Raw genomic sequence first — 26246 nt, 5'->3', positions numbered from 1 at the left:
GGAGAGGGTCTTTGGTAGCGTTTCCATTAAGGATTGGGGGTGGATGACATCCGCCCCCTCCCCGCTATTCTTTGACCACCTCGGGGCTGTACTGCGCCCGCCAAGGAGTTCCCTCCACATGACAACCACAGAAAAAACCACCGCTGCTCCCCGCGTGCGTCCCGGCCAGCCCTATCCTCTGGGGGCCACCTGGGACGGCAAGGGCACCAATTTCGCTCTCTACAGTGAGAACGCCACCCGCGTGGAACTGTGTCTGTTCGATGACCAGGGCAACGAGACCCGCTACGAGCTGCCCGAGCAGACGGCCTTTGTGTGGCACGGCCACCTGCCCGGCGTGGGGCCGGGGCAACGCTACGGCTACCGTGTCCACGGCGAATACGCGCCCGAGCGTGGCCTGCGCTTCAACCCCAATGTGGTGCTTCTCGACCCCTACGCCAAGGCGCTGGACGGCACCGAGCAGTTTGACAAGGGGGTCTTCGCCTACGTGCCCGGCGGCGACGACACCGTCATGCAGACCGAAGAGCAGCGCGGCGCCCCCCTGGGCATCGTGGTGGATCCCATGTTCAACTGGGTGGGCGACCAGAAACCCGATATTCCCTTTCACCAGTCGGTGATCTACGAGGCGCACGTCAAGGGCCTGACCATGACCCACCCCGACGTGCCCGAGGCCCTGCGCGGCACCTATGCGGGCGTCGCTACCGAGCCGGTGTTGCGCTACCTGCGCGAACTGGGCATTACGGCCATCGAGTTTCTGCCGGTACACCAGCATGTGGACGATCCCTTCCTGCTCGACAAGGGGTTGACCAACTACTGGGGCTACAGCACGCTGAATTTCTTTGCGCCGGACGTGCGCTACTCGGCCGAGGCGCGCAAGGGCAATCCGGCGGGCGCGGTGTCGGAGTTCAAGAACATGGTGCGTGCGCTGCATGACGCTGGCATTGAGGTCATTCTGGACGTGGTGTACAACCACACTGCCGAGGGCAACCACATGGGGCCCACCATGAGCTTCAAGGGCATCGACAACCCCACGTATTACCGGCTGGTGGCCGAGGACCCGCGCTTCTACTTCGATTACACCGGCACCGGCAACAGCCTGAACGTGCGTCATCCCCAGACCCTGCAGCTGATCATGGATTCGCTGCGCTACTGGGTCACCGAGATGCACGTGGACGGCTTCCGCTTTGATCTGGCCTCTACGCTGGCCCGCGGGCTACACGAGGTTGACCAGCTCTCGGGCTTCTTTACCATCATTCACCAGGACCCGATCATCTCACAGGTCAAGCTGATCGCCGAGCCGTGGGACGTGGGCGAGGGCGGCTATCAGGTGGGCAACTTCCCGGTCAACTGGGCCGAGTGGAACGGCATCTACCGCGACGACATGCGTGCCTTCTGGAAGGGCGAGGGCGGACTGGCTTCCGAGATCGGCTACCGCCTGACCGGCTCCTCGGACCTGTACCAGAGTGACGGCCGCAAGCCCTACGCCTCGATCAATTTTGTGACTGCCCACGACGGGTTCACGCTGCGCGACAGCGTCACCTACGAGGAAAAACACAACGAGGCCAACGGCGAGGGCGGCAACGACGGCCACAACCACAACATCACGTGGAACTGCGGCGTGGAGGGCGAGACCGACGATCCCGCCATCAACCAGTTGCGCGGCCAGCAGCAGCGCAACTTCCTGGCAACCCTGCTGCTCGGCCAGGGCACCCCGATGATTCTGGGCGGCGATGAGATCGGGCGCACCCAGGGCGGCAACAACAACGCCTACTGCCAGGACAACGAGATCAGCTGGTACGACTGGCAGAACGTGGACGAGGACCTGCTCGCCTTTACCCAGAAGGTTATCGCGCTGCGCAAGGCCCACCCCTCGCTGCACCGCCGCAAGTTCTTCTCCGGACGGACCATCCGGGGCGAGGACGTGCGCGACATCGTGTGGCTGCGCTACGACGGCCAGACCATGACCGACGAGGACTGGAGCAACGCCCAGACCCAGAGCCTGGGTCTGTTCCTGGACGGCGACGGTCTGGACGATGTGGACGCCGAGGGCCAGCCCCTGCACGACGACGACCTGCTGCTGCTGCTGAGCAGTTCCTATGTGGACCTGCCCTTCCGCCTTCCCACCCTGGATTCCTGCAACAACTGGGAACTGCTGCTCGACACCAGCGATGACAATGCCAGCGAGCAGATTTCCTCCGGTGAAGAAACCACGCTGAAAGCCCGCAGCGTCAAGTTGTACCGCTGCGTGCGCGACGCGAAGTAGGCGCTTTAGGCAGGGCCCAAGTTCCAGATGAGGAGACGTCGGTGCGCTGCAGGGTGCGTTGGCGTCTCTTCGCACAGTTCTCACGGACCGCCCGAGCTCACCCCTTAACTTGAAATATTGTCCGCCCCTCTCTCTCAGCGACGCCGCAAGGAGACCCATGATCCCGTCACATCCCGAATCCGCCGCGCCGTCCGCCGCTGCCACTGCCGCCCACGACCTGTCCTCACGCCTGGGCGCCCACCTGCTGCCCGACGGCAGCGCTACCCGTTTCCGGGTGTGGACCACCCAGGCCCAGACGGTGGAGGTGCGGGTGGACGGCCAGACGTATCCCATGACCGCCCAGGGAGAGGGCTTTTTTGAAACCGTGCTGCCCGTGGGGGCCGGGGCCCACTACCTGTTTGTGCTGGACGGCGAGGCGCGGCCCGACCCCTATGCCCGTTTTCTGCCGGGCGGTGTACACGGCGAGGCGGAAGTGCTGGCGCCGGACCAGTGTTACGAGTGGCAGCACCCCGACTGGCAGGGTCTCGCGCTGGCCGAGTGCGTGTTCTACGAGCTGCATGTGGGCACCTTTACACCCGAAGGCACCTACCGCGCCGCACAGGAAAAACTGCCCTACCTGAAGGAGCTGGGCATCACGGCCGTGCAGCTGATGCCGCTGGCGGCCTATGACGGAGAGCGCGGCTGGGGTTACGACGGCGTGGCGATGTACGCGCCGCACGCCCCCTATGGCCGGCCCGAGGAACTGATGGCCTTCATCGATGCCGCGCACGGTCTGGGGCTGGCCGTCTTTCTGGATGTGGTGTACAACCATTTCGGGCCGGCGGGGAACTACCTCGCCGCCTACAGCCCAAGCTACTTCACCGAGCGCTTTCATACCGCGTGGGGACAGGGCCTGGATTACGCCGAGGTCCACATGCGCCGCTACGTCACGGACAACGCGCGCATGTGGCTGAGCACCTACCGCTTCGACGGGCTGCGGCTGGACGCCACCGCCGCCATGCAGGACGACAGCCCGCTGCACATCCTGGATGAGCTGGCGCAGGAGGTCCACCGCCTAGGCGGCACCCATATCCTGCTCGCCGAGGACCACCGCAACGAACCCTCGCTGGTCACCGAATCCGGCCTGGACGGCATCTGGGTGGACGACTTCCACCATGAGGTCCGCGTGACCCTGACCCACGAGCAGGAAGGGTATTACGGCGGCTTCCAGGGCGGCGCTTCCGAGCTGGCGCAGGTGATCAACCGGGGCTGGAAGTACGAGGGGCAACTCTGGCAGGTGACGGGCGAGGAACACCACCGCGGCAAGCCGGCCGACGGTCTGGAAGCGCCCAGTTTCGTGTACTGCATCCAGAACCACGATCAGGTGGGCAACCGCGCCCTGGGGGACCGGCTGCAACAGCATGACCGGGTCAGCCTGCAACAGTTCCGGGGGGCGAGCATGCTGCTGCTGACCTTGCCCATGACCCCACTGCTCTTTCAGGGTCAGGAATGGGCCGCCGAGACCCCGTTTCCCTTCTTCAGCGACCATTCCGGGGAACTGGGCGAGCTGGTCACCGAGGGCCGCAAGAAGGAGTTTGCCTACTTCAGCGACTTCATGCACATGGAAGTGCCCGATCCGCAGGACCGCCGCACCTTTGAGAGTGCCAAGCTGAACTGGTCCGAGCGGGAGCACGGCGAACACGGCCGCACGCTGGCCCTGTACCGCGCCCTGCTGCAGCTGCGGCGTGAGGACCCCGCGCTGCAGCACCGCTCGCGCCGGTACCTCAGCGCGGGCAGTGCGGGCGAGGTGCTGTGGGTACGTCAGGACACGCCGGACGGTGAGCGGGTGCTGCTGTGGAATCTCGGGCAGGAGCCCGTGGCCCTGGGAGCCCTTCAGCTGCCGCACTCCCTGCCCACGCGCGTGCTGCTCCACTCCGAGCAGGACGGCGCGCCGCCGCCACACCTGTTCAGCCTGCCGCCGGGTGAGGCCGCGCTGCTGGGGAACGCATGACCGCCCCGGTCCCCGAAGCCGTGGCCCCCGGCCAGGAGGCGCAGGCCCCGGTACCCCACCTGCCCTCCTCCACCTACCGCCTGCAGATTCACCAGGGCTTTGACTTCACCGCCGCGCGCAGGATTCTGCCGTACCTCGCACGGCTGGGGGTCTCAGACGTGTACCTGTCGCCCATCTGGGCGAGCACGCCGGGCAGCCCACACGGCTATGACGTCACCGATCACGCGGTGGTGAACCCCGAACTGGGCGGGATCGCCGGGCTGCGCCGCTTCTCGGCGCGCGCGCGTGAGCTGGGGCTGGGTGTGGTGGTGGACTTCGTGCCCAACCACATGGGCATTCAGGGCGGGCACAACCCGTACTGGGAAGATGTGCTGATGCACGGGCAGGCCAGCCGTTTCTCCCATTTCTTTGACATCTCGTGGCACCCCCTCAAGCGGGCGCTGGAGGGCCGGGTGCTGCTGCCGGTGCTGGGCGATCAGTACGGCCGGGTGCTGGAGAAGGGTGAGCTGTCCGTGGAACATGCGGATGGACGCTTCTTCGTGCGCTACTGGGAGCGCAAGCTGCCCATGTCCCCGCGCAGCATCGGCGTGCTGCTGAACATGGTGCGCGGGCAGTTGCCGGCCTCCACCGACGCCATGACCCGCGCCGAGCTCGCGAGCATCGCCCGCAGCATGGAGACCCTGCCGCGCAGCACCTCGGACACCCTCACCGACGAGGACCGCGTGGGCCGCGCGCAGGAGCTGGAGGTCATGACCCGCCGCCTGCGCGAGCTGCTCGACGCCTCGCCCGAGGTGCACGGGGCGCTGGACGCGGCGCTGGCAGCCGTGAATGCCGACTCCGCGCAGCTCGACGCACTGATCACCGAGCAAAACTACCGCTTGGCCTTCTGGAAGGTGGCGGCCGAGGAAATCAATTACCGCCGCTTTTTTGACATCAACGACCTCGCGGCGCTGCGGATGGAAGACCCGCGGGTGTTTGCGTGGGCCCACGCCACGTTGTTCGAGCTGCTGCGCGAGGGAGTCATCCACGGCGTGCGGCTGGACCACACCGACGGCCTGTACGACCCGGCCGGCTACTTTCAGGCGCTGCAGGCCGGAGCCGCCCAGGCGCTGGGTGTGGAGTGGGACCCCGAGGGCGACGGCCCGCTGCCACTGTACGTGGTGGCCGAGAAGATCCTGGAACCGGGAGAGAAACTGCCCGAGGCGTGGGCGGTGTATGGCACGACCGGTTATGACTTTCTGGCTGAGCTCAACGGCGTCTTTGTGGACGCCAGCCACGAGGAGGAACTCACGGCGGTTTACCGGCGTTTCACTGGTGACCGCCTGAGCTACGGCGACCACCTGTACCGGGGCAAGCACCTGATCCAGCGGGTCAGCCTGCCCGGCGAGGTGAATGTCCTGACCGAGTCGCTTGAGCGGCTGGGCGAGGCCGATCTGAGGTCACGCGACTTTACCCTGAGCACGCTGCGCAACGCCGTGCGCGAGGTGATCGCCACCTTCCCGGTGTACCGCACCTACATCCGCACCGACGGCAGGCGCGAGCCGGGCGACAACGCCAAGATTGCCCAGGCCGTGCGCGACGCCAAGGCCCAGAACCGGCGCGAGGGCGGTCCGCTGGACCCCAGCGTGTTCGACTACCTGCAGACCGTGCTCACGCTGGACGCCTCCGGCGAGGGCGAACAGGCCGAGGCCACCCGGGCGGCCTACGCGGACTTTGCCCTGAAGTTCCAGCAGCTCACCGGTCCGGTGACCGCCAAGGGAGCCGAGGACACCGCCTTCTACCGCTACGCCCGGCTGCTCTCGCTGAACGAGGTGGGCGGCGACCCGGCACATTTCGGCACCCGCTTAAAGGACTTTCATGCGGCGGCGCGTGAGCGGGCGCGGCGCTGGCCCCAGGCCATGCTCTCGGGCAGCACCCACGACACCAAACGCGGCGAGGACACCCGCGCCCGCATCAGCGTCCTGAGTGAACTGCCCCAGGCCTGGGGGGCTTTTGTGCGGCGCTGGGCTCCTCTGATTCTGCAGCACAGCCAGGAACTGGAACTGGGGCTGGCCCCCAGCCCGCTGGACGCCTACACGCTGCTGCAAACGGCGCTGGGCGCGTACCCGCTGTCGGGCAACCTGACGGACTACCCGGACCGCCTGAGCGCGTACCTGCTCAAGGCCAGCCGTGAGGCCAAGCTGCGCACAAGCTGGGCCGCCCCCGACGAGGAATACGAGGCGGCGCTGAAGACCTTTGTGGACGGTCTGCTGGGCGACAGCGGGTTTGCAGCCGCCCTGCGCGACCTGCACGTCCTGATCAGCCCCTACGGCGCACAGAACGGACTGAGCGCCACCCTGGCCCGGCTGACTGCCCCCGGCGTGCCCGATACCTACCAGGGGTCCGAGGGCTGGAACCAGAGTCTGGTGGACCCCGACAACCGCCGTCCGGTGGACTACGCGGTCCGCCAGCGCACGCTGAGCCGCTTGGAAAAGCGCCCTGGTCTGGACCTCGCCCGCACGCTGCTGGACAGCTACGAGGACGGCGCCGTCAAGACGCTGGTGACCTGGGCCGCGCTGCAGACCCGCGCCGCGCACCCCGAACTGTTCCGCGACGGCGGCTACCGTTCCATCGACGCCGGACGACATCTGCTGGCGTTCGCCCGTGAGCACGACGGGGAAGCGGCCATCACGGTGGCGCCGCGACTGACCCTGACGCTGACCCGTCAGGCCGTGCCGTGGGCACTGGGCGAGGTCTGGGTCAACCGTCAGCTGCCCCTGCCCAGCGGGTCCTACGAGAATGTCCTGACCGGCGAGCGCTTCACGGTGCGCGGCGGCCGGATCCCGGTGGCCAAGGTGCTGGAGGACTTTCCGCTCGCGCTGCTGGTGAGGCGCTAGACGCCCTCCCCACTGGCCAGCCGCGCGAGTTCGGCGGGGTCGCTGACCCGCACGGTGCGCCGCTCCAGCACGATCAGGCCCAGGCGGTAGAACTCGCCCAGCTTGCGGCTGACCAGCTCCGGCACGGTGCCCAGCAGCGCGGCGAGTTCGCTGTTGGTGGGCAGCTGGTGCGGCGCGGCGGCATGTTCGAGCAGGTAGGCGGCCAGCCGCTCGCCCAGTTCGCTGAAGACCAAGCGGTCGACCCAGCCCAGCAGCTCGGCCTGCCGCCGCGCGAAGTACGCGATCACCGCCGCCGACAGTGCGGGCGTGTGGAACACGGCCTCCCGAACCGTGGCCAGCGGCAGGGCCAGCACCTCGGTGGGGGTCTGCAGGGCTTGGGCGTGGGCCGGGTAGGTCGCGCGGCTCTGAAAGGCGGCGATGCCGGCGATCAGCTGGCGCGGTCCCTCCACGTGCAGGGTCAGCTCGCGCCGCCCTCCGCGCGACAGGCGGTAGACCCGCACGCTGCCGCCGCTGACCAGGTGCAGCGCCTCAATGGACTCTCCCTCACGGAACAGGTGTTCGCCGCGCGACAGGCACGAGAACCGGCCCAGCGCCGCCAGGGGACGCAGGTCACCTTCCTGCGCTCCCTGAAACACCGGGGCATTTTTCAGCAGCGAAAGTGCGCGTGCGGGCTCGGAGGTCACCAGGCCATGCTGGCACGGCCGACATGTGTACGGCCAATACGGGTGCGGCCCGTCACACCAGTTTCAACAGCGTGACCAGCAGCTGTGCGGATCGAAGGGCCAGCACACTGATGACGTGGTCGCCGTCGTGGGTCACCACCCCAGCGGCTCCCACGGTCTGCGGCCCAGCCTCCCCGGCCCGCACCTCAACCTCACCCGACAGCACGGCCAACACCACCTGTGCTCCCGGATGGCGGTGCGGCGGGAGGCCCTCGCCGGCTTCCAGGGTGAACAGCAACGCGCGGCCTCCCGGCGTGGCGGCCAGCACCTGGGGCGCGGCGTGGTGGCCACCGGGGGCCATCTGCGGTCGTGAGTCTGTGGTCATCAGGGTTCTCGTTCTCCTTCAGGAGAGACGGCGAAGCGTTGCATGCTGACCCGCACGCGCCGCGCCAGCATGAGCAGGGCGTGCGCCCACGCCGGGTCCGGGTACCGGTCCAGCACCTCTTCCCTCACGCCCACCAGCAGAACGTTGAGGCCAGGAAGCCAGGAAAACGCCGTCCTTCGTACCTCTCCCCTACGCTCCGAAGAATTCGTGGTTGCGGGCGATGAACGGCTCCTCGCCGGCCGGTACGTCCTCCTCGGGGAAGATCGCGCTGACCGGGCACGCGGGCACGCACGCTCCACAGTCGATGCACTCGTCGGGATGAATCAGGAACAGCTCTCCGGCGTCGTAGATGCACTCCACCGGGCAGACCTCGGTGCACGCCTGATCCTTGGTTCCGATACACGGACTGGTGATGATGTGGGTCATGCCAGCAGTGTGCCGCGTGGCGCACGGAGCCGCCATGACGTAGGTCAAGGGCCGGGCAAGACGGGGGTGCCCCTGCGCGGGAACTTTCCTCAGCATCCCCCCGTATGCTGGGGTGTATGCAGACCTACCTCATGTCGAAAACAGGCACGCAGGACCTTGTCCGCACCTTTATGGCCCGCACCTATTCGTGGATGGCGGCCGGTCTGGCCCTGACCGCCGGCATCGCCTACCTCACGGCCCAGAACGAGGCCTTCGCCTTTCAGGTGATGCAGTGGCGGCTGCCGCTGATCCTGGCGCAGCTGGGACTGGTCTTTGCCCTGAGCCTGTTCGCCGACCGCCTGAGCAGCGCGGTGGCCGGCATGCTGTTTATCGGCTACGCCGCCCTGACCGGCCTGACCTTCAGCGCGCTGCTGTTTGCCTACAGTCCCTCGGCGGTCATCAGCGCCTTTGCCACCACGGCGGGCACCTTCGGCGCGATGAGCGTGCTCGGCTTCGTGATCAAGAAAGACCTCAGCGCCATGGGCCGGTTTTTCCTGTTCGCCCTGATCGGCCTGATCGTCGCCATGATCGTCAACCTCTTCGTGGCGAGCAGCATTCTCACGCTGGGCATCTCGGTGATCGGGGTTCTGCTGTTCGCGGGCCTGACCGCCTACGACACGCAGATGCTGCGCAACATGGCCCTGAGCGGGGTGAGCGGCGAGATGGCCGAACGCGCCGCCATCAACGGAGCGCTGCGCCTGTACCTGGACTTCATCAACATGTTCCTGTTCATCCTGCGCCTGTTCGGGGGCAGCCGCGACTGAGCGCACCCTGATCCCTGAAACCGCCCCGGCCCCCGCCCGGGGCGGTTTCCTGTGACGGTCACCGGCCGTACAGCTCGGGGTAATACGGCGAGGCCCGGTTCGCGCCGGTCCGGAGCTGTCCGTAGGGCACCATCACCGTCTCGGCGCAGGCGGCGATGACGTGGGGCAGGGAGTCGGGGGTCAGGTTCAGCCCGGCGGGGGTCAGATAGACGGCGAAGCTGGGCTCCATTCCGTGCAGGATGTCGTCGCACTCGGAATCAGGCTCGGTGCCGGGCAAGGCGAGGTACAGCGTCTTGAGCCGGGCCGGCGTGAGGCTGGGCCACAGCGTCTGCAGCGGTATGTGGCGTCCCGTGGCGCGGTCGAGGATCAGGCCGGTGGTGGAGCTGTCGGGATGGGCGCCCCCGCACGAGTAGCCCACGTCCTCGCGCAGGCTCAGCAGCCGGGAGGTGAGCAGCGTGACGCCGACATTCAGGGTGTAGCCGTCGTCGCCCTGCGCTCTTTGCGGCAGCCATGACTTGCAGTTCAAACCCGCGGCGGCGTGCTCCAGCAGCCGGTCTTGCAGGACAAGCTCCAGCGCGGGGCTCGCACCCGGCACCCGCGGATAGCTCAGGCCCGACAGCGGTTCCCGGGTGCGGCGGCCATCCGCCGTGTTCGTCCACGGGCGGTTGAGTTTCAAGAAGGTCAGCGGATCGCTGCGCCGCAGTCGGGTCAGCCCCGGCGAGGCCGGCAGCTTCAGCGCCACCTTCGCCACGTTCATGGCCTCCAGAGTCACCTTGAGGGTCCGGGCGGTGCCGGGCACCTTCCAGGTGCCGCGCAGCGCCGTTCCGTCGCGTTCCAGCGTCAGGCAGCCGGACACCGTGGTCTCTGCCCCATAGTCCAGCCGGACCTCCTCCTGCAGGATCAGGGTGTTGCCGGACCGGAACGGAGTGAGAAACAGATCGGCGGCGCGGCCCGCATAGAAGTAGCGGTTGGCATCGATGTTCCGGGGACTCAGCCCCAGCGTGACGGTGGAGCTACCCAGCGTGCCCGAGTAGACGCCCGCCTGCACCCAGGCGGGCAGCCCCGGCGTGCCGCCGCACGCCTGCACGTTCTGCGCCCCCGCCGTGGCACCCAGCAGGCAACCGACCACTCCCAGCCATCTGTACATGAACACAGCGTAAAGCCTGCGGCGGAAAAAGGGGCGTCAGCCGCCGCGCCCGCTCATGGTGCCGGTACGCAGCAGGGCCGCCTCGCCGTCCCCGAACGGAGAATGCAGCGCCGACCAGCGCACCGCGGCCTCGATGTCGTAGGGCACCGTGCGGAAGTCCACCGACCAGTGCCCCGCCTTCTCCTCCAGCACAGTCCAGCGGGCACGCGGGTCGCTGTCCACCTGATCGCTGACCGAGCCGGCGTTCACCACCAGCGTGTCGCCCACGCGGGTCGCGCCGGGCCGGTGGGTGTGGCCGCACACCACCACCGCGGCGGCCAGGGGTTCAATCACCGCGCGCAGTTCCCGCGGGTCGCGGGCACGGTAGAAGCCGTGGCCCGGCGGACCCTCCGGGGCGTCCTGCCAGTGCCACAGCAGCATGTCCCAGGCGCTGTCGGGTGTGCCGTGACAGGCCAGAAGCCGCCCTTCCAGTGCGCGGGCCGTCAGGGGCAGGTCAGCGAGGCGGCTCAGGGCTGCGGCGTCCAGCTGGGTGTCCAGCCACGTCCCCAGTGCCACAGAGATCGGGGCCCGCCGCCCGCCCGGCCACAGCTTCTCCTCGTTGTTGCCCCGCACCTCCAGCGCGCCCAGACCGGCCTGCAGCGCCGCCGCGCGGGCCGGGTCGGCGCTGCCCTCGATCTGGTCTCCCAGGTTGAGGATCAGGTCGGGGGCCGCCCGGCGCAGCTCACGCAGCACGGCTTCCAGGGCAAAGGCGTTGCCATGAACATCGCTGATAACGGCCACCCGCACGCGCCCAGGCTAGCTCATCTCAGGGGCCGTATTCGATGTTTCCGGTCCGGGACGCTAGCATTCACGCCATGAGCATCCTGCCCGACTGGCGCATCCGGGAACTCGCCCACGCGGGCATGATCGACCCCTTCGAGGACCGTCTGGTTCGCACGGCCGAACAGGGGCAGGTCATCAGCTACGGTCTGAGCAGCTTCGGCTACGACCTGCGCTGCGCCGACGAGTGGAAGATCTTCACCAACGTCAACAGCGCCATCGTTGACCCCAAGCACTTCGATGAGCGCAGCTTTGTGGACATCCAGGCCAGTGAGATCATCATTCCTCCCAACTCCTTCGCGCTGGCCCGCAGCCTGGAATACCTGCGTATTCCCCACAATGTGATGGTGGTGGCGCTGGGGAAATCTACATATGCCCGCTGCGGCATCGTCGCCAACGTGACGCCGCTGGAACCCGGCTGGGAAGGCCACGTCACGCTGGAGTTCTCGAACACCACGCCGTTGCCCGCCAAGATGTACGCCTTCGAGGGCTGCGTGCAGCTGTTGTTCTTCGAGGGTGAGCGGCCCGAGGTTACCTACGGCGACCGCCAGGGCAAGTACCAGGGCCAGAGGGGCGTGACCCTGCCCAAGCTGTGAGCGCGCCCGCCTCCGCCGTGCGCCCTCGCACGGACGCCGACCTGCCCGCGCTGGTGGAGGCGCTGCGCCGGACCCACCTCGCCAACGCCTATCCCTCGGGCTGGCCGGACGACCCCGCCGGCTTTCTTGCCCCGCCCGCGCCGCTGGGTGCGTGGGTGGCGCAGGTGGGCGGCGTGGCGGTGGGACAGGTGGTCCTGCGCCCGGCCCCGCCGGAGGGCGAACCCCTGCCCGCGTGGATTGCGGCCAGCGGGGTGCCGCGCGCTGAGGTCGCCGTCGTCTCGCGTCTGTTCGTGGCCCCCGGGTTCCAGGGCCGGGGACTGGCCCGGTCGCTGTTCCGGACCGCCTGGGCTGAAGCCCGGAGCCTGGGGCGGCGCGCCATTCTGGACGTGCATACCGCCAGCGCTGTCCCCATCGCCCTGTACGAATCCGAGGCCTGGCGGCAGGTGGCCACGCTGGCCGCCCCCTGGACCGAGGCCGACGGCCGGGTGCCCCAGGTTCACGTGTACGTCTCGCCCGCGTGACGCTGGCCGCTTGAGCGCCCCTTCATCTGTGAACGCCGCTTGAGCTTTTCCTGTTCCCGCACGCGGGGCTAACTGTCAGGCTGGCCGGTATGCCAGACAAAGACGACAAGAACAGCGGCCATACCAGCCTGCCCGATCAGTACGACCGCAACAAGAAAGAGGTCCACGAGATCGAGCACGACAACAAACCCTCCTTCAAGGGCAACAACGACCGCGAGGCCAACGCCGCCCGCAACAACGAGCACGACGGCCTCAAGGAGCAGGAGGACCTCAAGGAGGCCCGCTCGGTGCCTGCCACCAACCAGGGCTGACCCACCCGCACCCCACATTCCTCCACCGAAGGCCGGACTGCCGAAGTCCGGCCTTCTGCTGTGCGCGCAGGGGCGGCGCGGTGCGGATGTGCTGGACTGGGCCATGACCCCACCCGACCGACCGACCCCCGGCCTGCTCGCCCTGGCCGCCGTGTTCACTATCGCGGGAACGCTGCATTTTCTCATTCCGCAGAGTTTTGACCGCATCGTGCCGCCGGGGCTGCCGCTGGATGCACGTGCCGCGACCCTGCTCAGCGGAGCGGCCGAGCTCGCCGGAGGCCTGGGCCTGCTGCATCCCGTCACCCGCCCCGCCGCCCGCTGGGGCCTGCTCGCGCTGCTGGTCGCCGTTTTTCCGGCAAACCTGTACATGGCGCAGGAGCCGCAGCGGTTCGGGGTCCCCGCCTGGGCCACGTGGGCCAGACTGCCCCTTCAGCCGCTGCTGATGTGGGCGGTCTGGCGCGCCGGGCGCAGGCCAGCCTAGGCCCGCGTCCTTGTCGCCAGCACACGTATACTCCGGGCGTAAACAAATTCTTAAGGAGCGACTTCGTCGCGCGGCCAGGGGCCGCCAGCAGGGTCGTTCAAAGTGAGGTAGGAATGCCGGCATTGCTGGGACTTGCACGTGCCATAGACCGCTTTTCATCCTGGCTGGGTGTGGTGATTGGCGGCATCACCCTGTTGATGATCGCCGTGGGCCTGTTCAACGTGTTTGGGCGCTTCGCCGACCGTTACCTGGGCACACAGTTCAGCAGCAACTCTTTGCTGGAACTTCAGTGGTACCTGTTCAGCGTGATCTTTCTGCTGGGCGGCGCATACGTGATGAGCCTGGACGAGCACGTGCGGGTGGACGTTCTGTACGGCCGTCTGCGGCCCAGGCAGCGGGCGCTGATCAACCTGCTGGGCACGCTGCTCTTTTTGCTGCCGTTCTGTGTGATCGCCCTGTGGGTGGCCATTCCGTGGTTTCAGCTCAGCTACGGCATGCAGGAAAGCAGCTCGGATCCGGGCGGGCTGCTGCGCTGGCCCGTCAAACTGCTGGTGCCCATCGGTTTTGTGTTGCTGTTCATTCAGGGCATCAGCGAAGCGATCAAGGCGGCAGGGGCGCTGAGCGGCCACTACGAGTACCGCACCCAGGATGAACTTGAAGCCCTGCGCGCGGAGGTGCAGCTGGACCGCGCCGGCCTCGACGGCCTGCTGGTGGGCCTGCCGGATGAGGCAGAGGCCGGCACGGACGCCGCAGCGAAAACTCCAGACGAACAGAGGAAGAAATAATGGATGCCATCGGTCTGTGGATGTTCTTTGGGGCCTTCATTCTGATCTTCAGCGGTTTCCCGGTGGCGTTCTCGCTGGCCGGAACCGCCATCATTTTCGGCCTGATCGGCCTGAGTACGGGCCACTTCGACGCGCTGCTGCTGCGGGCCATTCCTGACCGCATCTTCGGCACCATGAGCAACTTCACGCTGCTGGCCATTCCGTATTTCGTGTTCATGGGCGGCATCCTGGGCAAGAGCGGGCTGGCCGAGGACCTGCTGCGAACGGCTGGGCTGCTGTTCGGACGGTTGCGCGGCGGCATCGCGGTCGCCGTGGTTCTGGTGGGGCTGCTGCTGGCGGCCACGACCGGCGTGGTGGCCGCCACGGTGGTCACCATGGGCCTGATCAGCCTGCCGATCATGCTGCGCTACGGCTACGACAAGGGCCTGGCCGGCGGCGTGATTGCAGCCTCGGGGACGCTGGGGCAGGTCATTCCGCCCAGCGTGGTCCTGGTGGTGCTGGGCAGCGAGCTGGGCGTATCGGTGGGAGACCTGTTCCTGGGTTCGATGGTGCCGGGCCTGCTGCTCGCGGCGCTGTACATCGTGTACGTGGTCGTGCGTTCGGCCCTGAACCCCAAGCTGGCTCCGGCGATGCCCGCCCACGAACTGAACATCAAGCCCAGTGCCATGGCCCTGCAGGTACTGCGCGCCATGATTCCGCCGCTGCTGCTGATCTTCGCGGTGCTGGGCTCGATCTTCTTCGGCCTCGCCACCGCCACCGAGGCGGGCGCGGTGGGGGCGCTGGGCGCGGTGCTGCTGGCCCTCGCCAACCGCAAGCTGACGCGCGCCGGGCTGTGGGAAGTCACCCTGTCCACCGCCCGGCTGACCACCTTCGTGATCTTCATCCTGATCGGCTCCACGTCGTTCTCTCTGGTATTCCGGGCGCTGGACGGCGACCTGTACATGCAGAACATCCTGGCCAACCTGCCGGGCGGGGTGCTGGGCTTCCTGATCCTGACCAACCTGGCGATCTTCGTCCTGGGTTTCTTCCTGGATTTCTTCGAGATCGCCTTTATCCTGCTGCCCATCTTCGCGCCCGTCGCCCGAGAGCTGGGTGTGGACATGATCTGGTACGGCATCCTGCTGGGAATCAACCTGCAGACCAGCTTCCTGACACCGCCCTTTGGGTTCTCTCTGTTCTATCTGCGCGGCATTGCCGGCAAGTACTTGGCGACCACCGACATCTACCGGGGCGTGATTCCGTTCATCATGATTCAGCTGTTCGTGCTGACCCTGTGCATCATCTTCCCCGGCCTGACCGGCCTGAGGGCAGCGGGACCGTAACCCCGGGGGGGGGGGCGGAGGCGATGCGCCTCCGTCCCATCAGACCCGGCAGTCAAGAAGGAGGCCCGCACAGAAATCGTGCAGGCCTTCTCCCTTGTACCGTGCCTGGGCTTCGTTCAGCCGTTGAAATCCATCAGCGGCTTCTCGTTGATCTGGTGCCAAGCGTGAATGTTGCGGCGGAAGGATTCCCAGGGGGTATAGACCTTCTTGTATCCAGCGTTCTTGGCCGAGTTCTCGGCGTGCAGTTCCTGGGTGGCCTTGTTGCCCGCCTTGAGGATGTCGTTGGAATAACGGCGCAGCTGGGTGCCGCCCTTCTTGAGGCGCTGCAGCGCCGCCTGGTTCTTGGCGTCGTAATCGGCCGCCACCGCGAGGTTGGCCTCGGCGCACGCGCTCGCCAGGATTTCCTTGTAGGCCTTGGGCAGCGCGGCGTAGGCCTTCTTGCCCACCATCATGTCGAAGGTGGCGCCGGGTTCCCACCAGCCGGGGTAGTAGTAGAACTTGGCGGCCTTCTGCAGTCCCAGTTTCTCGTCGTCGTACGGCCCCACCCACTCGGCCGCGTCAATGGCTCCGCGGTCCAGCGCCAGATAGATCTCGCCGCCGGGCAGCACCTGCACGTTCACGCCCAGCTTGGCCATCACCTGCCCGCCGATGCCGGGGATCCGCATCTTGAGGCCCTTGAGGTCGGCCGCCGACTTGATTTCCTTCTTGAACCAGCCGCCCATCTGCGCGGTCGTGTTCCCGGCCGGGAAGTTGATGATCCCGAAGTCGTCGTAGACCTCGCGGATCAGCTCCAGGCCGCCCGCGCTGTACAGCCAGGCGTTCTGCTCGGAGGCGGTCAGGCCAAACGGCACGCCGGTGGCAAAACCCAGCGTGGGGTTCTTGCCCACGTAGTAGTAGCCGGCGCTGTGTCCGCACTCCACGGTGCCCTGCTGCACGGCGTCCAGAACCTGCAGGCCGGGCACCAGTTCGCCCGCCTCGTAAGGACGGATGGTGAACTTGCCGTCGGTCATGGCGCTGACCCGGTCGGCCACCATCTGCGCGCCGCCGAACAGCACGTCCAGGCTCTTGGGCCAGCTCGTGGCGCAGCGCCAGCGCACATTGCCGGTCTGGGCAAAGCTGTGCGGTGAGAAGACGGTGCTGGCTGCCGCGGTGGCCGCGGCTCCCTTCAGAAACTTACGACGGTCGATTCCCATGAATGGCCTCCCGGAACGCCCGAGGCCCTCGCGGCGCACGGTACGTTCTGTTGAATTGAAGATGCTGCAGTATACCGGCTGTTCCGGTCAGCGCGGCGCATCCCCTTCCTGGACTTCGGCCTTCAGACCGGCTGCAGCGCTGCCAGTGCCCCGCGCAAGGGGTCCGGGAAGTCCACGGGCCGCCGCGTCCCCCGGTCCACGTACACGTGAACGAAGTGGCCCTGGGCGCAGGCGGTGTCCGCTGCTTCCTGAAAGACCGCCAGTTCGTAGCGCACGCTGCTGCGCCCCAGGTGCGCCACGCGCACGCCCACGCTCAGGGGCTCAGGAAAGGCGGCGGGGGCAAAGAAAGCGCAGCCGGTCTCCACGACCAGACCAATCACCGCGCCGCTCTGGAGGTCCAGCGCGCCCCGGGCCGCGAGGTAGGCGTTGACCGCCGTGTCGAAGTAGGCGTAGTACGTGACGTTGTTGATGTGGCCGTACACGTCGTTGTCGGCCCAGCGGGTCTGAAGGGGGTGGTGGTACGGGTACGCGGCGCGCAGGTGCGGGAGGGGACGGGTCATGACGGTAGGGTAGCCGGAGTGGAGGCCCAGGGTCCCCCGTTCCCCCTGCGGTAACCCGCGCGCTTTGCCCGAGTGTAATGGCCGCCCGCTACACTCAGGCCATGACGCGCAATGACGACAGTATCGTGATCGTGGCAGCCCGGCGCACGCCGATCGGCAGCTTTCTGGGAGGGCTCAAGGACGTCTCGGCCGCCGAACTGGGCGTGGCGGCGGCGCGTGCGGTGGCCGAGGGGCTGCCCGGCGACGACATCGCGGACGTGATCGTGGGCAACGTGCTGCAGGCGGGCGGTGGCATGAACGTGGCGCGGCAGGTGGCGCTGGGGGCAGGCCTGGCCGACCACGTACCGGGCCTGACGGTCAACCGGGTGTGCGGCAGCGGGTTGCAGGCGGTCATCAGCGCGGCGCAGGGCCTGCGGGCGGGCGACGGACAGCTGTACCTCGCGGGCGGCAGCGAGTCCATGAGCCGCGCTCCGTACCTGTTGCCCCGCGCCCGTGAGGGCTACCGGCTGGGGCACGCCCAGGCGCTGGACAGCATCCTCTCGGAAGGTCTGACTGACGTATTCAACGACTACCACATGGGCATCACGGCCGAGAACATCGCCGCGCAGTGGGGCATCTCCCGCGAGGAGCAGGACGCCTTTGCCCTGGAAAGCCAGAACCGCGCCGCCGCCGCGCTGGAGGGCGGCCACTTCGCCGATGAGCTGGTGCCGGTCGAGGTGCCGGGCCGCAAGGGGTCGACCACCTTCGACCGCGATGAGTACCCGCGCGCCACCTCCGCCGAGGCGCTGGCCAAACTGCGCCCGGCCTTCAAGAAGGACGGCACGGTGACGGCCGGCAACGCCAGCGGCCTGAACGACGGCGCGGCCATGCTCGCCGTGACCACGCAGGGTTACGCCCAGGCCCACGGCCTGCCGGTCCTCGCCGAGGTCGCGAGCTACGCGGCCATCGGCGTGGACCCCAAGATCATGGGCATCGGGCCGGCCCGGGCGGTGCCCATCGCGCTTGCGCGGGCCGGAATGACCCTGGCCGACGTGGACCTGCTGGAACTGAACGAGGCCTTTGCCGCCCAGTCGCTCGCGGTGGTGCGCGACCTGGGGGCCGACCCCGCGCGGGTGAACGTCACGGGCGGGGCCATTGCGCTGGGCCATCCCATCGGCGCTTCGGGAGCGCGGGTGCTCGTCACGCTGATTCACGCACTGCGGCGCACCGGCAAGGAAACGGGCGTCGCCAGCCTGTGCATCGGCGGCGGCATGGGCATCGCCGTGGTGGTGCGGGCGCGGAATTGAGGGCATGACCACCCCGACCAAAAAAGAGCTGTTTCTGGCCATCCGGGCCAACGACCCGGAACGGCTGCGGACGCTGGTCCGGCACGACCACACCCTGCTGGAGGCCGTCAGCCCGCTGGGCGTCTCGCCGGTGCTGTTTGCCGTCTACTACGGACACCCCGAGCTGGCCCGGCTGCTCGTGCAGGAGGGTGCGCCGCTGAACGTGTTCGAGGCCGCCGCCACCGGCGAGACCGGGCGCTTGAACGAACAGCTCGACGCCGACCCGGCGCTGGTGAATGCGCTCAGTCCCGACGGCTTTACCCCACTGGGGCTCGCGGCCTTCTTCGGGCAGGAGGAAGTCGCGGCCCTGCTGCTGTCCCGTGGGGCCGACGTGAACGCACTCAGCCGCAACGCCATGCAGGTTCAGCCGCTGCATTCGGCGGTGGCGGGCAATCACCTGCGCCTCGCCGCGCGCCTGCTGGAGGCCGGAGCACAGGTGAACGCGGCGCAGAGCGGAGGCTTCACGCCGCTGATGGAGGCGGCCCGCAACGGCAACGCCGCGTTGGTGGAGACGCTGCTGGCCCACGGAGCCACGGTAGAGGCCACCAACGATGACGGCCGCCGCGCCGCCGACCTGGCCGAGGAGGAGGGCCATACGGCGGTGGCAGCCCTGCTCAGTCCACGCCAACCTCAAGAAAACGGGAAGGCAATCGGGGCCGGTACGGGCGACACTGGAACCATGAGTGATGAACGCAACGCCAACCCGAACGTCATCGGCTCCGAGACCACCGGGGAAACGGGAGCGAAAACCGGATTCGACACGCCCGACCCCAAGGACGACCATCAGGTGGTGTACACCACCACGCCGCCCGAGGACCGCGTGGGCAGCTCGGATCACGGCCTGGGGGCGCCGCCTGAGGCACCGTCATCTCATGACGTGACCAGCCAGTTCGACAAGCTGGCCACCCGCGACGTCTCGGCCATGGAACACACTCCCGAGGACGCGGAGTTTGCCGGTGCCCAGACGGTGGCTGGCCTGGGCGGCGAGAACCTCGATGAGGTGGTGCCCGCCCCAGGCCTGGGCGTCAGTCCCGGCCTGGCGACCAGCGTGGAACCGCGCATGCGCGACATCGACCCCAACCCCGGCTACACCCCCCCCAGCGAGGAGGTACCGCCGCACGTTGGCGAACGCCCCGGCGACCTGCCTGCCGGCGAACCCGCCGAGCTGGAACATCAGATCCGCGACGGCACCTCCAACAAGCGGCGCTGAGCGACCAGCATCCCGCATGAAGGTGGCCCCTGGAAACCGTTTTCCAGGGGCCATCTTGCCGTCTTCCAGGGATTACAGCGGTGCCACGTACACCACGCCGTCCTCCACCTCGGTGCGGTACAGCTTCACCGGTTTGACGGCGGGCAATGTCTTGGCCTTGCCGGTCGCCAGCTCGAACTTCGCGCCGTGTTTCTGGCAGGTGATGCGGCCCATGTTGACCTCGCCGCCCAGCAGCGGATAGTCCTGGTGGCTGCAGTTGTTGCGCAGCGCATAGAACTGTCCCTCGTAACACACGACGAGCACGCCCACGCCGTCCACCTCAACTGCGGCCTGGTGCCCCTCGGGAAAGTCGGCCGCAGGACCGACCCGGACACGCTGAAGATTTTCCGTAGGGCTCATCGGGGATGCATTGTAGTGCACCGTGCCCGTGGGCGCGGCCTCCGGAGGGCCGTGGTTATACGCCGCAGCCTGCCTGCAGCGGCGTGGGGGTCAGGCCCCGGGCGGGGGACCATTCCCAGACCCTGAAGGCACTGCCCTCGTAGTACGCCTCGTACAGCAGCAGTTCCATGCGCCCGTCGCCGTTCAGGTCGGCCACACCCGCCAGCCGGGAGAGGACCGCCAGCGGCCGGACCGCGGAAGCGCCGTTCTCCGTTGCGGGGGTGCGTGGGGCGACGTCGGCCGCCAACGTCACCGTCCGTACCTGTTCACCCACCACATGGCGCAGCAACACAATGCTGTAGTCGCCGGGCTGGCCGGAGCGCGGCGGAAACAGGTCTCCGGGCTGGCCGGCGTGGTGGGTCGCCTCGATAATGACTTCCTGGGTGCCATTTCCATCCAGATCGGCGCGGGTCAGGCCAACGAGCCGCACAGTGGGATTCGGCAGGCCGCGCCGCACGAGTTCTGCGCGCACAATTTCCCGGTAAATCGGACTGGAGGCGGGAAGTGCAGTGACCGGTCGGGGCCAGGCATTCAGGTCGCTGGCCGTGAACAGCTGAAAGCGGTCCGGTACATTTACCGGAGTCACCGGCAGATGGTAGGCGTCCTCACACGGCACGCCGAAAGACTGAGGCAGGCCGGCGCGTACCGGCGTGGGCCCCTCTCCCGGTGCGCGGCGAACATAGGTGCCTGGGCGGCCCGGTCCTTGCAGCGCAGGCAGGATGTCCCCAACGTTCCGCCAGCGGCCCTGCTCCGCTCCTCCGAGCACCTGCGCCAGATCACTGCCCGGGGCCTGAACGAGCACCAGCAACAATCCGGCGGGCGCAGCGGCGGTGCCGGCACTCCCGCCGACGGCGCCGCCCAGACCACACAGAACGCTGCCCAGCAGCGGAACCAGCCAGAAGGAACGTGGCATGCCCCAGCTTAATGGGGTTCAGGCAATCTGCCGGACAGTGATGCGGTTGCCGGTTGCCCCAGGAACCGTGCAGGGTCAAGGGGCTGCCGCCTTCCACAGTCACCGCCGGGATTCCCGGTCAGCCTAGGTGGTGACTCTCCAAGACAGGAGGAGGGCACCGTCCGGATCAGCCAGGACCTCCAAAACCAACGGCCCGCAGTAGGAGCGGGAGATTGTTCTATGACGAGGGGGCGACGATCCGGGAGGTGATCAGGCCACGTCGGGCTGTGCGGCTCAGCACACACACCGTCAGGTCAGGGGGCTCCCCCTCCACAACCCTGCACCTTCACTGGAATGAGGTTTTGAAAGCCTATGCCCAGCAACAGTTCCAGCCTTCTGTCTTGAGAGACGGCGGACGCCCAGGAGCCCGACAAGCACTTCCGCCGGTTTATGGGTCAAGCGATAACATGAGATTGAGATGACCTCCGCCTAAGATTGACTTGCGACTTGGCAAAGGGCGCGCTATTCTTGCCGCCATCGCACAAACAGCCTGATTCGTCAGGTAGGTCAGTTCGGAACCCAAGGCATTTTCTGTGGTCGCAATTTTAGCGATCCGGCACCTGTCGTGGGAGCTGCAGCTGAACATTAAAGGAGTTCACATGAAGCGATCCCCGTCCCTCGTTCTGCTGACCCTCACCGGGCTGCTGCTCAGCGCCTGCTCCGGCATTACTCCTGCTCCTACAGACGCCACCAAGCCTACCGTCAGCCTGACAGCCGCCCCCACCACCATCACGGCTGCTGGCAGTGTCACCCTGACTGCAGACGCCAAAGATGACGTGGGCATTGCCAAAGTGACCTTTTACCGCGGCAACACGGAGATCGGCAGCGACACCACCGCGCCGTACACCCTCAGCGCCGCCGTGACCGCCGCCGACAATGGCACCGTGGGCTACCGCGCCGTCGCCACCGACGCCGCTGGAAACAGCGCCGAGTCCTCCGCCAGCGTCATCGTCGACATCGACGTCACCAAGCCCACCATCAGCCTGGCAGCAGCTCCCACCACCGTCACGACCGCTGGCAACGTCACCCTCGTTGCTGCTGCGAGTGACAACGTGGCAGTTACCAAAGTGACCTTCTACCGTGGCAATACGGAGATCGGCAGCGACACCACCGCGCCGTACACCCTCAGCGCCGCCGTGACCGCCGCCGACAACGGCACCGTGGGCTACCGCGCCGTCGCCACCGACGCCGCTGGAAACAGCGCCGAGTCCTCCGCCAGCGTTACCGTCAATATCGACGCCACCATGCCCACCGTCAGCCTGACGGCGACTCCCACCACCATCACGGCTGCTGGCAGTGTCACCCTAACTGCAGACGCCAAAGATGACGTGGGCATTACGAAGGTCACTTTCTACCGCGGCAACACGGAGATCGGCAGCGACACCACCGCGCCGTACACCCTCAGCGCCGCTGTGACCGCCGCCGACAATGGCACCGTGGGCTACCGCGCCGTCGCCATCGACACGGCAGGCAACAGCGCCGAGTCCTCCGCCAGCGTCATCGTCAATATCGACGTCATCAAGCCCACCGTCAGCCTGACGGCGACTCCCACCACCGTCACGACCGCTGGCAACGTCACCCTCGTTGCTGCTGCGAGTGACAACGTGGCAGTTACCAAAGTGACCTTCTACCGTGGCAATACGGAGATCGGCAGCGACACCACCGCGCCGTACACCCTCAGCGCCGCCGTGACCGCCGCCGACAACGGCACCGTGGGCTACCGCGCCGTCGCCACCGACGCCGCCGGCAACAGTGCCGAGTCCTCTGCCAGCGTCATCGTCGACATCGACGTCATCAAGCCCACCGTCAGCCTGATGGCGGCCCCCACCACCGTCACGACCGCTGGCAACGTCACCCTGACGGCGAACGCCAGCGACAATGTGGGGGTCACCAAGGTGGACTTCTACGACAACAATGTCCTGATCGGAACGGACATGAACGCACCTTTCAGTATGTCCCGCACCTACACCTATGCCGACAACGGCACGCACACCATCAAGGCTGTGGCGTCCGATGCTCAGGGCAATGTTGCCGAGACCAGCACGACCGTAACCGTGGCGATTGCCGACGCGAATGAGCCGAACGACAGCCTGACTGCCGCCACTCCTCTGCTGATTGGCACTCCGCTGAACGGCGCGATCGCTGCGCAGGGACGCGATTTCGATTACTTTAAATTTGAGGCCGTGTCGGGCGACATGCTCAAGCTGACCGTCAAGAGCGTCAGCGTTGATCCAAAAAGCACGCTCGATCCCTATGTGCAGATCCTGATGCCCGACGGCAAGACCGTGCTGGAAGCAGACGACGACAGTGGCACGGGACTTGAATCGGAAATCCGCTTCAACGTGCCGCAGACGGGCACTTACATCGTGGTCGTGACCAGCTTCAACATCCACGACGATGCCCAGGCCACGGACGACAAGGCCACCAACACCTATCAGATCGCCCTGACCCGCCGCTGAGTGCGGGCGGACGTTAAGGAGTACTCCCTGTGAAGAACACTGCCAAAACCCTCGCTCTCCTCAGCCTGTCTCTGGTCCTCGGGGCCTGTGGACAGAATGCCGCCACCCCCTCTGCCACCGCGCCTGCAGGGACCGCCAGCCAGGGCATCCGCATGCCGGACAGCCTGCGCGGCGTCAGTACCGTTCCCGGCAAATGGTTTGTTGAACTCAAGGGCGACCCCACGGTCCTGTCGTCGCAGAGCGTGGGCGGCCAGCAGGCCAGCTTCCGCGCCCAGGCCCAGGGCCTGGGCATCCGCTTCAAGGAACTCCAGAGCTACAGCACGCTGTTCAACGGCTTCAGCGTGCTGGCGACTGGAGCAGAAATCAACCGTATCTCGCAGATGCCCGGAGTGCTGGGCGTGTATCCGGTACGTCAGGTCGACATGCCCAAGACCGAGGTCAACCTGCAGACCCTACTGGAACCCGAGATGTACTACGCCAAGGGCATGACCGGCGCAGACATTGCCCAGAACGAGCTGGGGCTGTCCGGGAAGGGCATCAAGGTAGGCGTGATCGACTCCGGGATTGACGTGGATCACCCGGCCTTCCAGGGCCGCATCGTCGCCGGCTACGACTTCGTGGGTGACGATTACGGCAAGGACGGCAAGTACGTGCCCGTGCCCGATGACAACCCCGACGACTGTGGCGGACACGGAACGCACGTGGCCGGCATCATTGGGGGCAACGTCGCCGCCAACAGCTTCAAGGGTGTGGCGCCCGAGGTCAGCTTCGGCGCATACCGCATCTTCGGGTGCGGGGGCAGCTCCTATGATGACGTCATCCTGGCGGCCATGGAGCGCTCGGTGCAGGACGGCATGCAGGTCGTGAACATGAGCCTGGGATCGGCCTTCGACAACTGGGCCGAGACGCCGCTGGCCAAGGCGGGCAACCGCATGGTCAAGAGGGGCGTGGTGCTCGTCGCTTCTGCTGGCAACAGCGGCGCGAACGGTGCATACAGCATGGGCGGCCCCACCATGGGCGACAACGTGATCTCGGTGGCATCCGTGGACAACGTCAAGGTCGACCTGGACAGCTTCACCCTGTCCAACGGTACCAAGATCGGGTACTACACGGCCACCGGCGCACCGCTGCCTGACCTGAACCTGAATCTGTCCATCACCAAGGGTCCGAACAGCACCACCACCATCGCGAACGACGGCTGCGATCCTTCTCCCTATGCGCCCAATAGCCTGACGGGTAAGGCCGTGCTGATCCGCCGGGGGGCATGCAGCTTTTACATCAAGGCCACCAATGCTCAGAATGCCGGTGCCAGCGCCGTCATCCTGTACAACAACGTCCCCGGCTACATCAGCCCCACCGTGGCGGGCAGTCCCCCCATCACCATTCCGGTGCTCTCGGTCAGCGACGCCGATGGCGCAAAAATTGACGGCCTGATCGCCGGGGGCATCAGCCTGACCGTGGACGGCGGCAAGGTCTCGATTGCCAACCCCACCGCCAATGCCAGCAGCAGCTTCAGCTCCTTCGGCATGTCGGCCGAACTGGAACTCAAGCCTGATATCGCCGCGCCCGGTGGCAACATCTACAGCACCTATCCGCTGGAGAAGGCAGACGGCAGCGGGTACGCCGTTCTGAGCGGCACCAGCATGGCCTCGCCGCACGTGGCGGGGGCCGTGGCTCTGCTGCTGCAGGCCTACCCCAGCACCCAGGCCAAGGACATGCGCAGCATGCTCATGAATACGGCTTCGCTGCGCTGGTACTTCAATGCGGGCAAGCTTCTGACCGGTCTGCCCGACTACGTGCAGCGACAGGGCGCCGGCATGGTGGACATTGTGGCGGCCTACACCAACACGGTACATGCCACTCCCAGCAAGCTCAGCCTGGGCGAGAGCGATACCTTTGCCACCCGCAGCAAGGTCATCGTGCTGAAGAACTCCGGGGCACGCCGCGAGGTGTATGCCGCCATCAACTTCCCAGCCCTGACCGTGGGCGGCACCACCCTGGTCCCCACACCCAACACGCAGTTTGCCACCATGACCATCAATGGTCAGAGTGCCGACACCCAGACCGGCGTCCAGGTTGTGGTTCCGCCCTTCAGCGAGGTCGAGCTGAACGTGATGATTACCCCACCCGCCGGCGCCCCCGACAAGTCCCAGTACGGCGGCTACGTACAGCTGAAGAGCACCACCAGCTCCAGCATCGTGGTGCCCTACGCCGGCTTCAAGGGCGACTACCAGAGCCTGCAGTCCCTCGGCGACCTGATCATCAGTGGCACGAAATACAACGCGCCGCTGCTGGCCGACGACGCCGCCGACGCGCTGTACCCGGAAGGCGAAGTCCTCAACAGCCTCCCCGACTACACCTTCCAGAACGGCGATGCTCCTTACCTGGTCGTGAACTTCGCTCACCAGATCCGCACGCTGACCTTCGAGCTGCTGGACGGCAACGGCGCAGTCATCGAGACCCTCTTTAGGGATGAGTACCTGGGCCGCAACTGCACCAACGACCTCAGCAAGGCCTCCTCGACCTGCCGTGCCTACAGCATCCTCGACTGGGACGGCAAATTCAGCAACGGTCAGGACGCGCCGACCGGGGTGTACCAGCTGCGCCTCAAGGCCCTCAAGCCCCTGGGCGAGCTGAACAACCCCGCCCATACCGAGGTCTACACCAGCCAGAGATTCGCCGTCCTGCGCTAATCCAGCGTTCAGGCGAGCAGCGGAGGCCCCCA

Annotated in this window: 24 protein-coding genes; 14 read left to right on the top strand and 10 right to left on the bottom strand. The window is 66.9% G+C overall.

All coding sequences use genetic code 11. The features are described 5' to 3' along the window. Nucleotides 1-118 precede the first annotated feature (118 nt). The 3 genes from glgX (at nucleotide 119) to treY (ending at nucleotide 7126) form a co-directional block, all read left to right on the top strand. Nucleotides 119-2260, top strand: coding sequence for a glycogen debranching protein GlgX (glgX, locus tag IEY21_RS01290; RefSeq protein WP_188900486.1), 2142 nt, complete (start codon nucleotides 119-121; stop codon nucleotides 2258-2260). 157 nt (nucleotides 2261-2417) lie between these two features. Continuing rightward, entirely contained in the window at nucleotides 2418-4250 is a 1833-nt protein-coding gene (gene treZ / locus IEY21_RS01285; protein WP_188900484.1) for a malto-oligosyltrehalose trehalohydrolase, read from the top strand. Further along, nucleotides 4247-7126: a malto-oligosyltrehalose synthase gene (treY, locus tag IEY21_RS01280; protein ID WP_188900482.1), complete on the top strand. Its 2880-nt coding sequence runs from the start codon at nucleotides 4247-4249 to the stop codon at nucleotides 7124-7126. The genes treZ and treY overlap by 4 nt, the downstream gene beginning before the upstream one ends. Here treY and IEY21_RS01275 read toward each other — a convergent pair. The 4 genes from IEY21_RS01275 to IEY21_RS01265 form a co-directional block, all read right to left on the bottom strand. Further along, complete coding sequence (locus tag IEY21_RS01275; protein ID WP_188900481.1) at nucleotides 7123-7809, bottom strand: Crp/Fnr family transcriptional regulator; 687 nt, start codon at nucleotides 7807-7809, stop codon at nucleotides 7123-7125. The genes treY and IEY21_RS01275 overlap by 4 nt on opposite strands. Before the next feature lie 52 nt (nucleotides 7810-7861). Beyond that, complete coding sequence (locus IEY21_RS01270) at nucleotides 7862-8173, bottom strand: cupin domain-containing protein (RefSeq protein ID WP_188900479.1); 312 nt, start codon at nucleotides 8171-8173, stop codon at nucleotides 7862-7864. Further along, nucleotides 8173-8301 carry a hypothetical protein gene (locus IEY21_RS16990; RefSeq protein WP_268237762.1) on the bottom strand — a complete coding sequence of 43 codons (129 nt, stop codon included), beginning with the start codon at nucleotides 8299-8301 and terminating at the stop codon, nucleotides 8173-8175. The genes IEY21_RS01270 and IEY21_RS16990 overlap by 1 nt, the downstream gene beginning before the upstream one ends. Before the next feature lie 61 nt (nucleotides 8302-8362). Beyond that, nucleotides 8363-8599, bottom strand: a complete 237-nt coding sequence (locus IEY21_RS01265) for a ferredoxin family protein (RefSeq protein ID WP_188900477.1) — start codon at nucleotides 8597-8599, stop codon at nucleotides 8363-8365. Between the two features lie 116 nt (nucleotides 8600-8715). On the opposite strand from IEY21_RS01265, the gene IEY21_RS01260 reads away from it, so the two are divergent. Next, nucleotides 8716-9402, top strand: coding sequence for a Bax inhibitor-1/YccA family protein (locus tag IEY21_RS01260; RefSeq protein WP_188900475.1), 687 nt, complete (start codon nucleotides 8716-8718; stop codon nucleotides 9400-9402). Between the two features lie 58 nt (nucleotides 9403-9460). On the opposite strand, the gene IEY21_RS01255 is transcribed toward IEY21_RS01260, so the two are convergent. Both IEY21_RS01255 and IEY21_RS01250 read right to left on the bottom strand, forming a co-directional pair. Further along, on the bottom strand, nucleotides 9461-10549 hold the full coding sequence (locus IEY21_RS01255) for a hypothetical protein (protein ID WP_229752758.1): 1089 nt from the start codon (nucleotides 10547-10549) through the stop codon (nucleotides 9461-9463). Between the two features lie 36 nt (nucleotides 10550-10585). Then, nucleotides 10586-11335 (bottom strand): metallophosphoesterase family protein, encoded by a 750-nt coding sequence (locus tag IEY21_RS01250; protein ID WP_188900473.1) that lies wholly within the window; start codon nucleotides 11333-11335, stop codon nucleotides 10586-10588. Between the two features lie 68 nt (nucleotides 11336-11403). Here IEY21_RS01250 and dcd point away from each other — a divergent pair, with 68 nt between their 5' ends. The 6 genes from dcd (at nucleotide 11404) to IEY21_RS01220 (ending at nucleotide 15384) form a co-directional block, all read left to right on the top strand. Further along, entirely contained in the window at nucleotides 11404-11964 is a 561-nt protein-coding gene (gene dcd, locus IEY21_RS01245; RefSeq protein ID WP_188900471.1) for a dCTP deaminase, read from the top strand. Continuing rightward, nucleotides 11961-12485, top strand: a complete 525-nt coding sequence (locus IEY21_RS01240) for a GNAT family N-acetyltransferase (RefSeq protein ID WP_229752757.1) — start codon at nucleotides 11961-11963, stop codon at nucleotides 12483-12485. The genes dcd and IEY21_RS01240 overlap by 4 nt, the downstream gene beginning before the upstream one ends. 89 nt (nucleotides 12486-12574) lie before the next feature. Beyond that, nucleotides 12575-12796, top strand: coding sequence for a hypothetical protein (locus IEY21_RS01235; protein WP_188900469.1), 222 nt, complete (start codon nucleotides 12575-12577; stop codon nucleotides 12794-12796). A 103-nt stretch (nucleotides 12797-12899) separates the two neighbouring features. Further along, entirely contained in the window at nucleotides 12900-13277 is a 378-nt protein-coding gene (locus IEY21_RS01230) for a DoxX family protein (protein ID WP_188900467.1), read from the top strand. Between the two features lie 122 nt (nucleotides 13278-13399). Beyond that, nucleotides 13400-14062 (top strand): TRAP transporter small permease subunit, encoded by a 663-nt coding sequence (locus IEY21_RS01225; protein WP_229752756.1) that lies wholly within the window; start codon nucleotides 13400-13402, stop codon nucleotides 14060-14062. Beyond that, nucleotides 14062-15384: a TRAP transporter large permease gene (locus IEY21_RS01220; protein WP_188900463.1), complete on the top strand. Its 1323-nt coding sequence runs from the start codon at nucleotides 14062-14064 to the stop codon at nucleotides 15382-15384. Before IEY21_RS01225 ends, IEY21_RS01220 begins: the two co-directional genes overlap by 1 nt. A 116-nt stretch (nucleotides 15385-15500) precedes the next feature. On the opposite strand, the gene IEY21_RS01215 is transcribed toward IEY21_RS01220, so the two are convergent. Beyond that, the gene (locus IEY21_RS01215) at nucleotides 15501-16577 is read right to left on the bottom strand and encodes a TRAP transporter substrate-binding protein (RefSeq protein WP_229752755.1); all 1077 of its coding nucleotides are present in this window, start codon (nucleotides 16575-16577) and stop codon (nucleotides 15501-15503) included. 122 nt (nucleotides 16578-16699) lie between these two features. After that, nucleotides 16700-17137, bottom strand: a complete 438-nt coding sequence (locus IEY21_RS01210; protein WP_188900461.1) for an acyl-CoA thioesterase — start codon at nucleotides 17135-17137, stop codon at nucleotides 16700-16702. Nucleotides 17138-17238: 101 nt separating this feature from the next. Between IEY21_RS01210 and IEY21_RS01205 the strand changes: the two genes are divergently transcribed. Both IEY21_RS01205 and IEY21_RS16780 read left to right on the top strand, forming a co-directional pair. After that, nucleotides 17239-18423, top strand: coding sequence for an acetyl-CoA C-acetyltransferase (locus tag IEY21_RS01205; RefSeq protein WP_188900459.1), 1185 nt, complete (start codon nucleotides 17239-17241; stop codon nucleotides 18421-18423). A 4-nt stretch (nucleotides 18424-18427) separates the two neighbouring features. Continuing rightward, nucleotides 18428-19672, top strand: coding sequence for an ankyrin repeat domain-containing protein (locus tag IEY21_RS16780; protein ID WP_229752753.1), 1245 nt, complete (start codon nucleotides 18428-18430; stop codon nucleotides 19670-19672). Nucleotides 19673-19744: 72 nt separating this feature from the next. Here the strand turns inward: IEY21_RS16780 and IEY21_RS01190 are convergent, their stop codons facing one another. Together IEY21_RS01190 and IEY21_RS01185 are read right to left on the bottom strand one after the other, a co-directional pair. Beyond that, nucleotides 19745-20071, bottom strand: coding sequence for a non-heme iron oxygenase ferredoxin subunit (locus IEY21_RS01190; protein WP_188900457.1), 327 nt, complete (start codon nucleotides 20069-20071; stop codon nucleotides 19745-19747). Between the two features lie 55 nt (nucleotides 20072-20126). After that, nucleotides 20127-21023, bottom strand: coding sequence for a hypothetical protein (locus tag IEY21_RS01185; protein WP_188900455.1), 897 nt, complete (start codon nucleotides 21021-21023; stop codon nucleotides 20127-20129). Between the two features lie 638 nt (nucleotides 21024-21661). Here IEY21_RS01185 and IEY21_RS01180 point away from each other — a divergent pair. Both IEY21_RS01180 and IEY21_RS17080 read left to right on the top strand, forming a co-directional pair. Then, nucleotides 21662-23521 (top strand): Ig-like domain-containing protein, encoded by a 1860-nt coding sequence (locus IEY21_RS01180; RefSeq protein ID WP_188900453.1) that lies wholly within the window; start codon nucleotides 21662-21664, stop codon nucleotides 23519-23521. A 29-nt stretch (nucleotides 23522-23550) separates the two neighbouring features. Further along, nucleotides 23551-26214 (top strand): S8 family serine peptidase, encoded by a 2664-nt coding sequence (locus IEY21_RS17080; protein WP_308424806.1) that lies wholly within the window; start codon nucleotides 23551-23553, stop codon nucleotides 26212-26214. The last annotated feature ends 32 nt before the right edge of the window (nucleotides 26215-26246 follow it).

The organism is Deinococcus aerophilus (assembly GCF_014647075.1).
Classification (GTDB): Bacteria; Deinococcota; Deinococci; order Deinococcales; family Deinococcaceae; genus Deinococcus; species Deinococcus aerophilus.
Note: the sequence above shows the minus strand (reverse complement) of the source record. Positions and strands in the feature narration are given on the sequence as shown.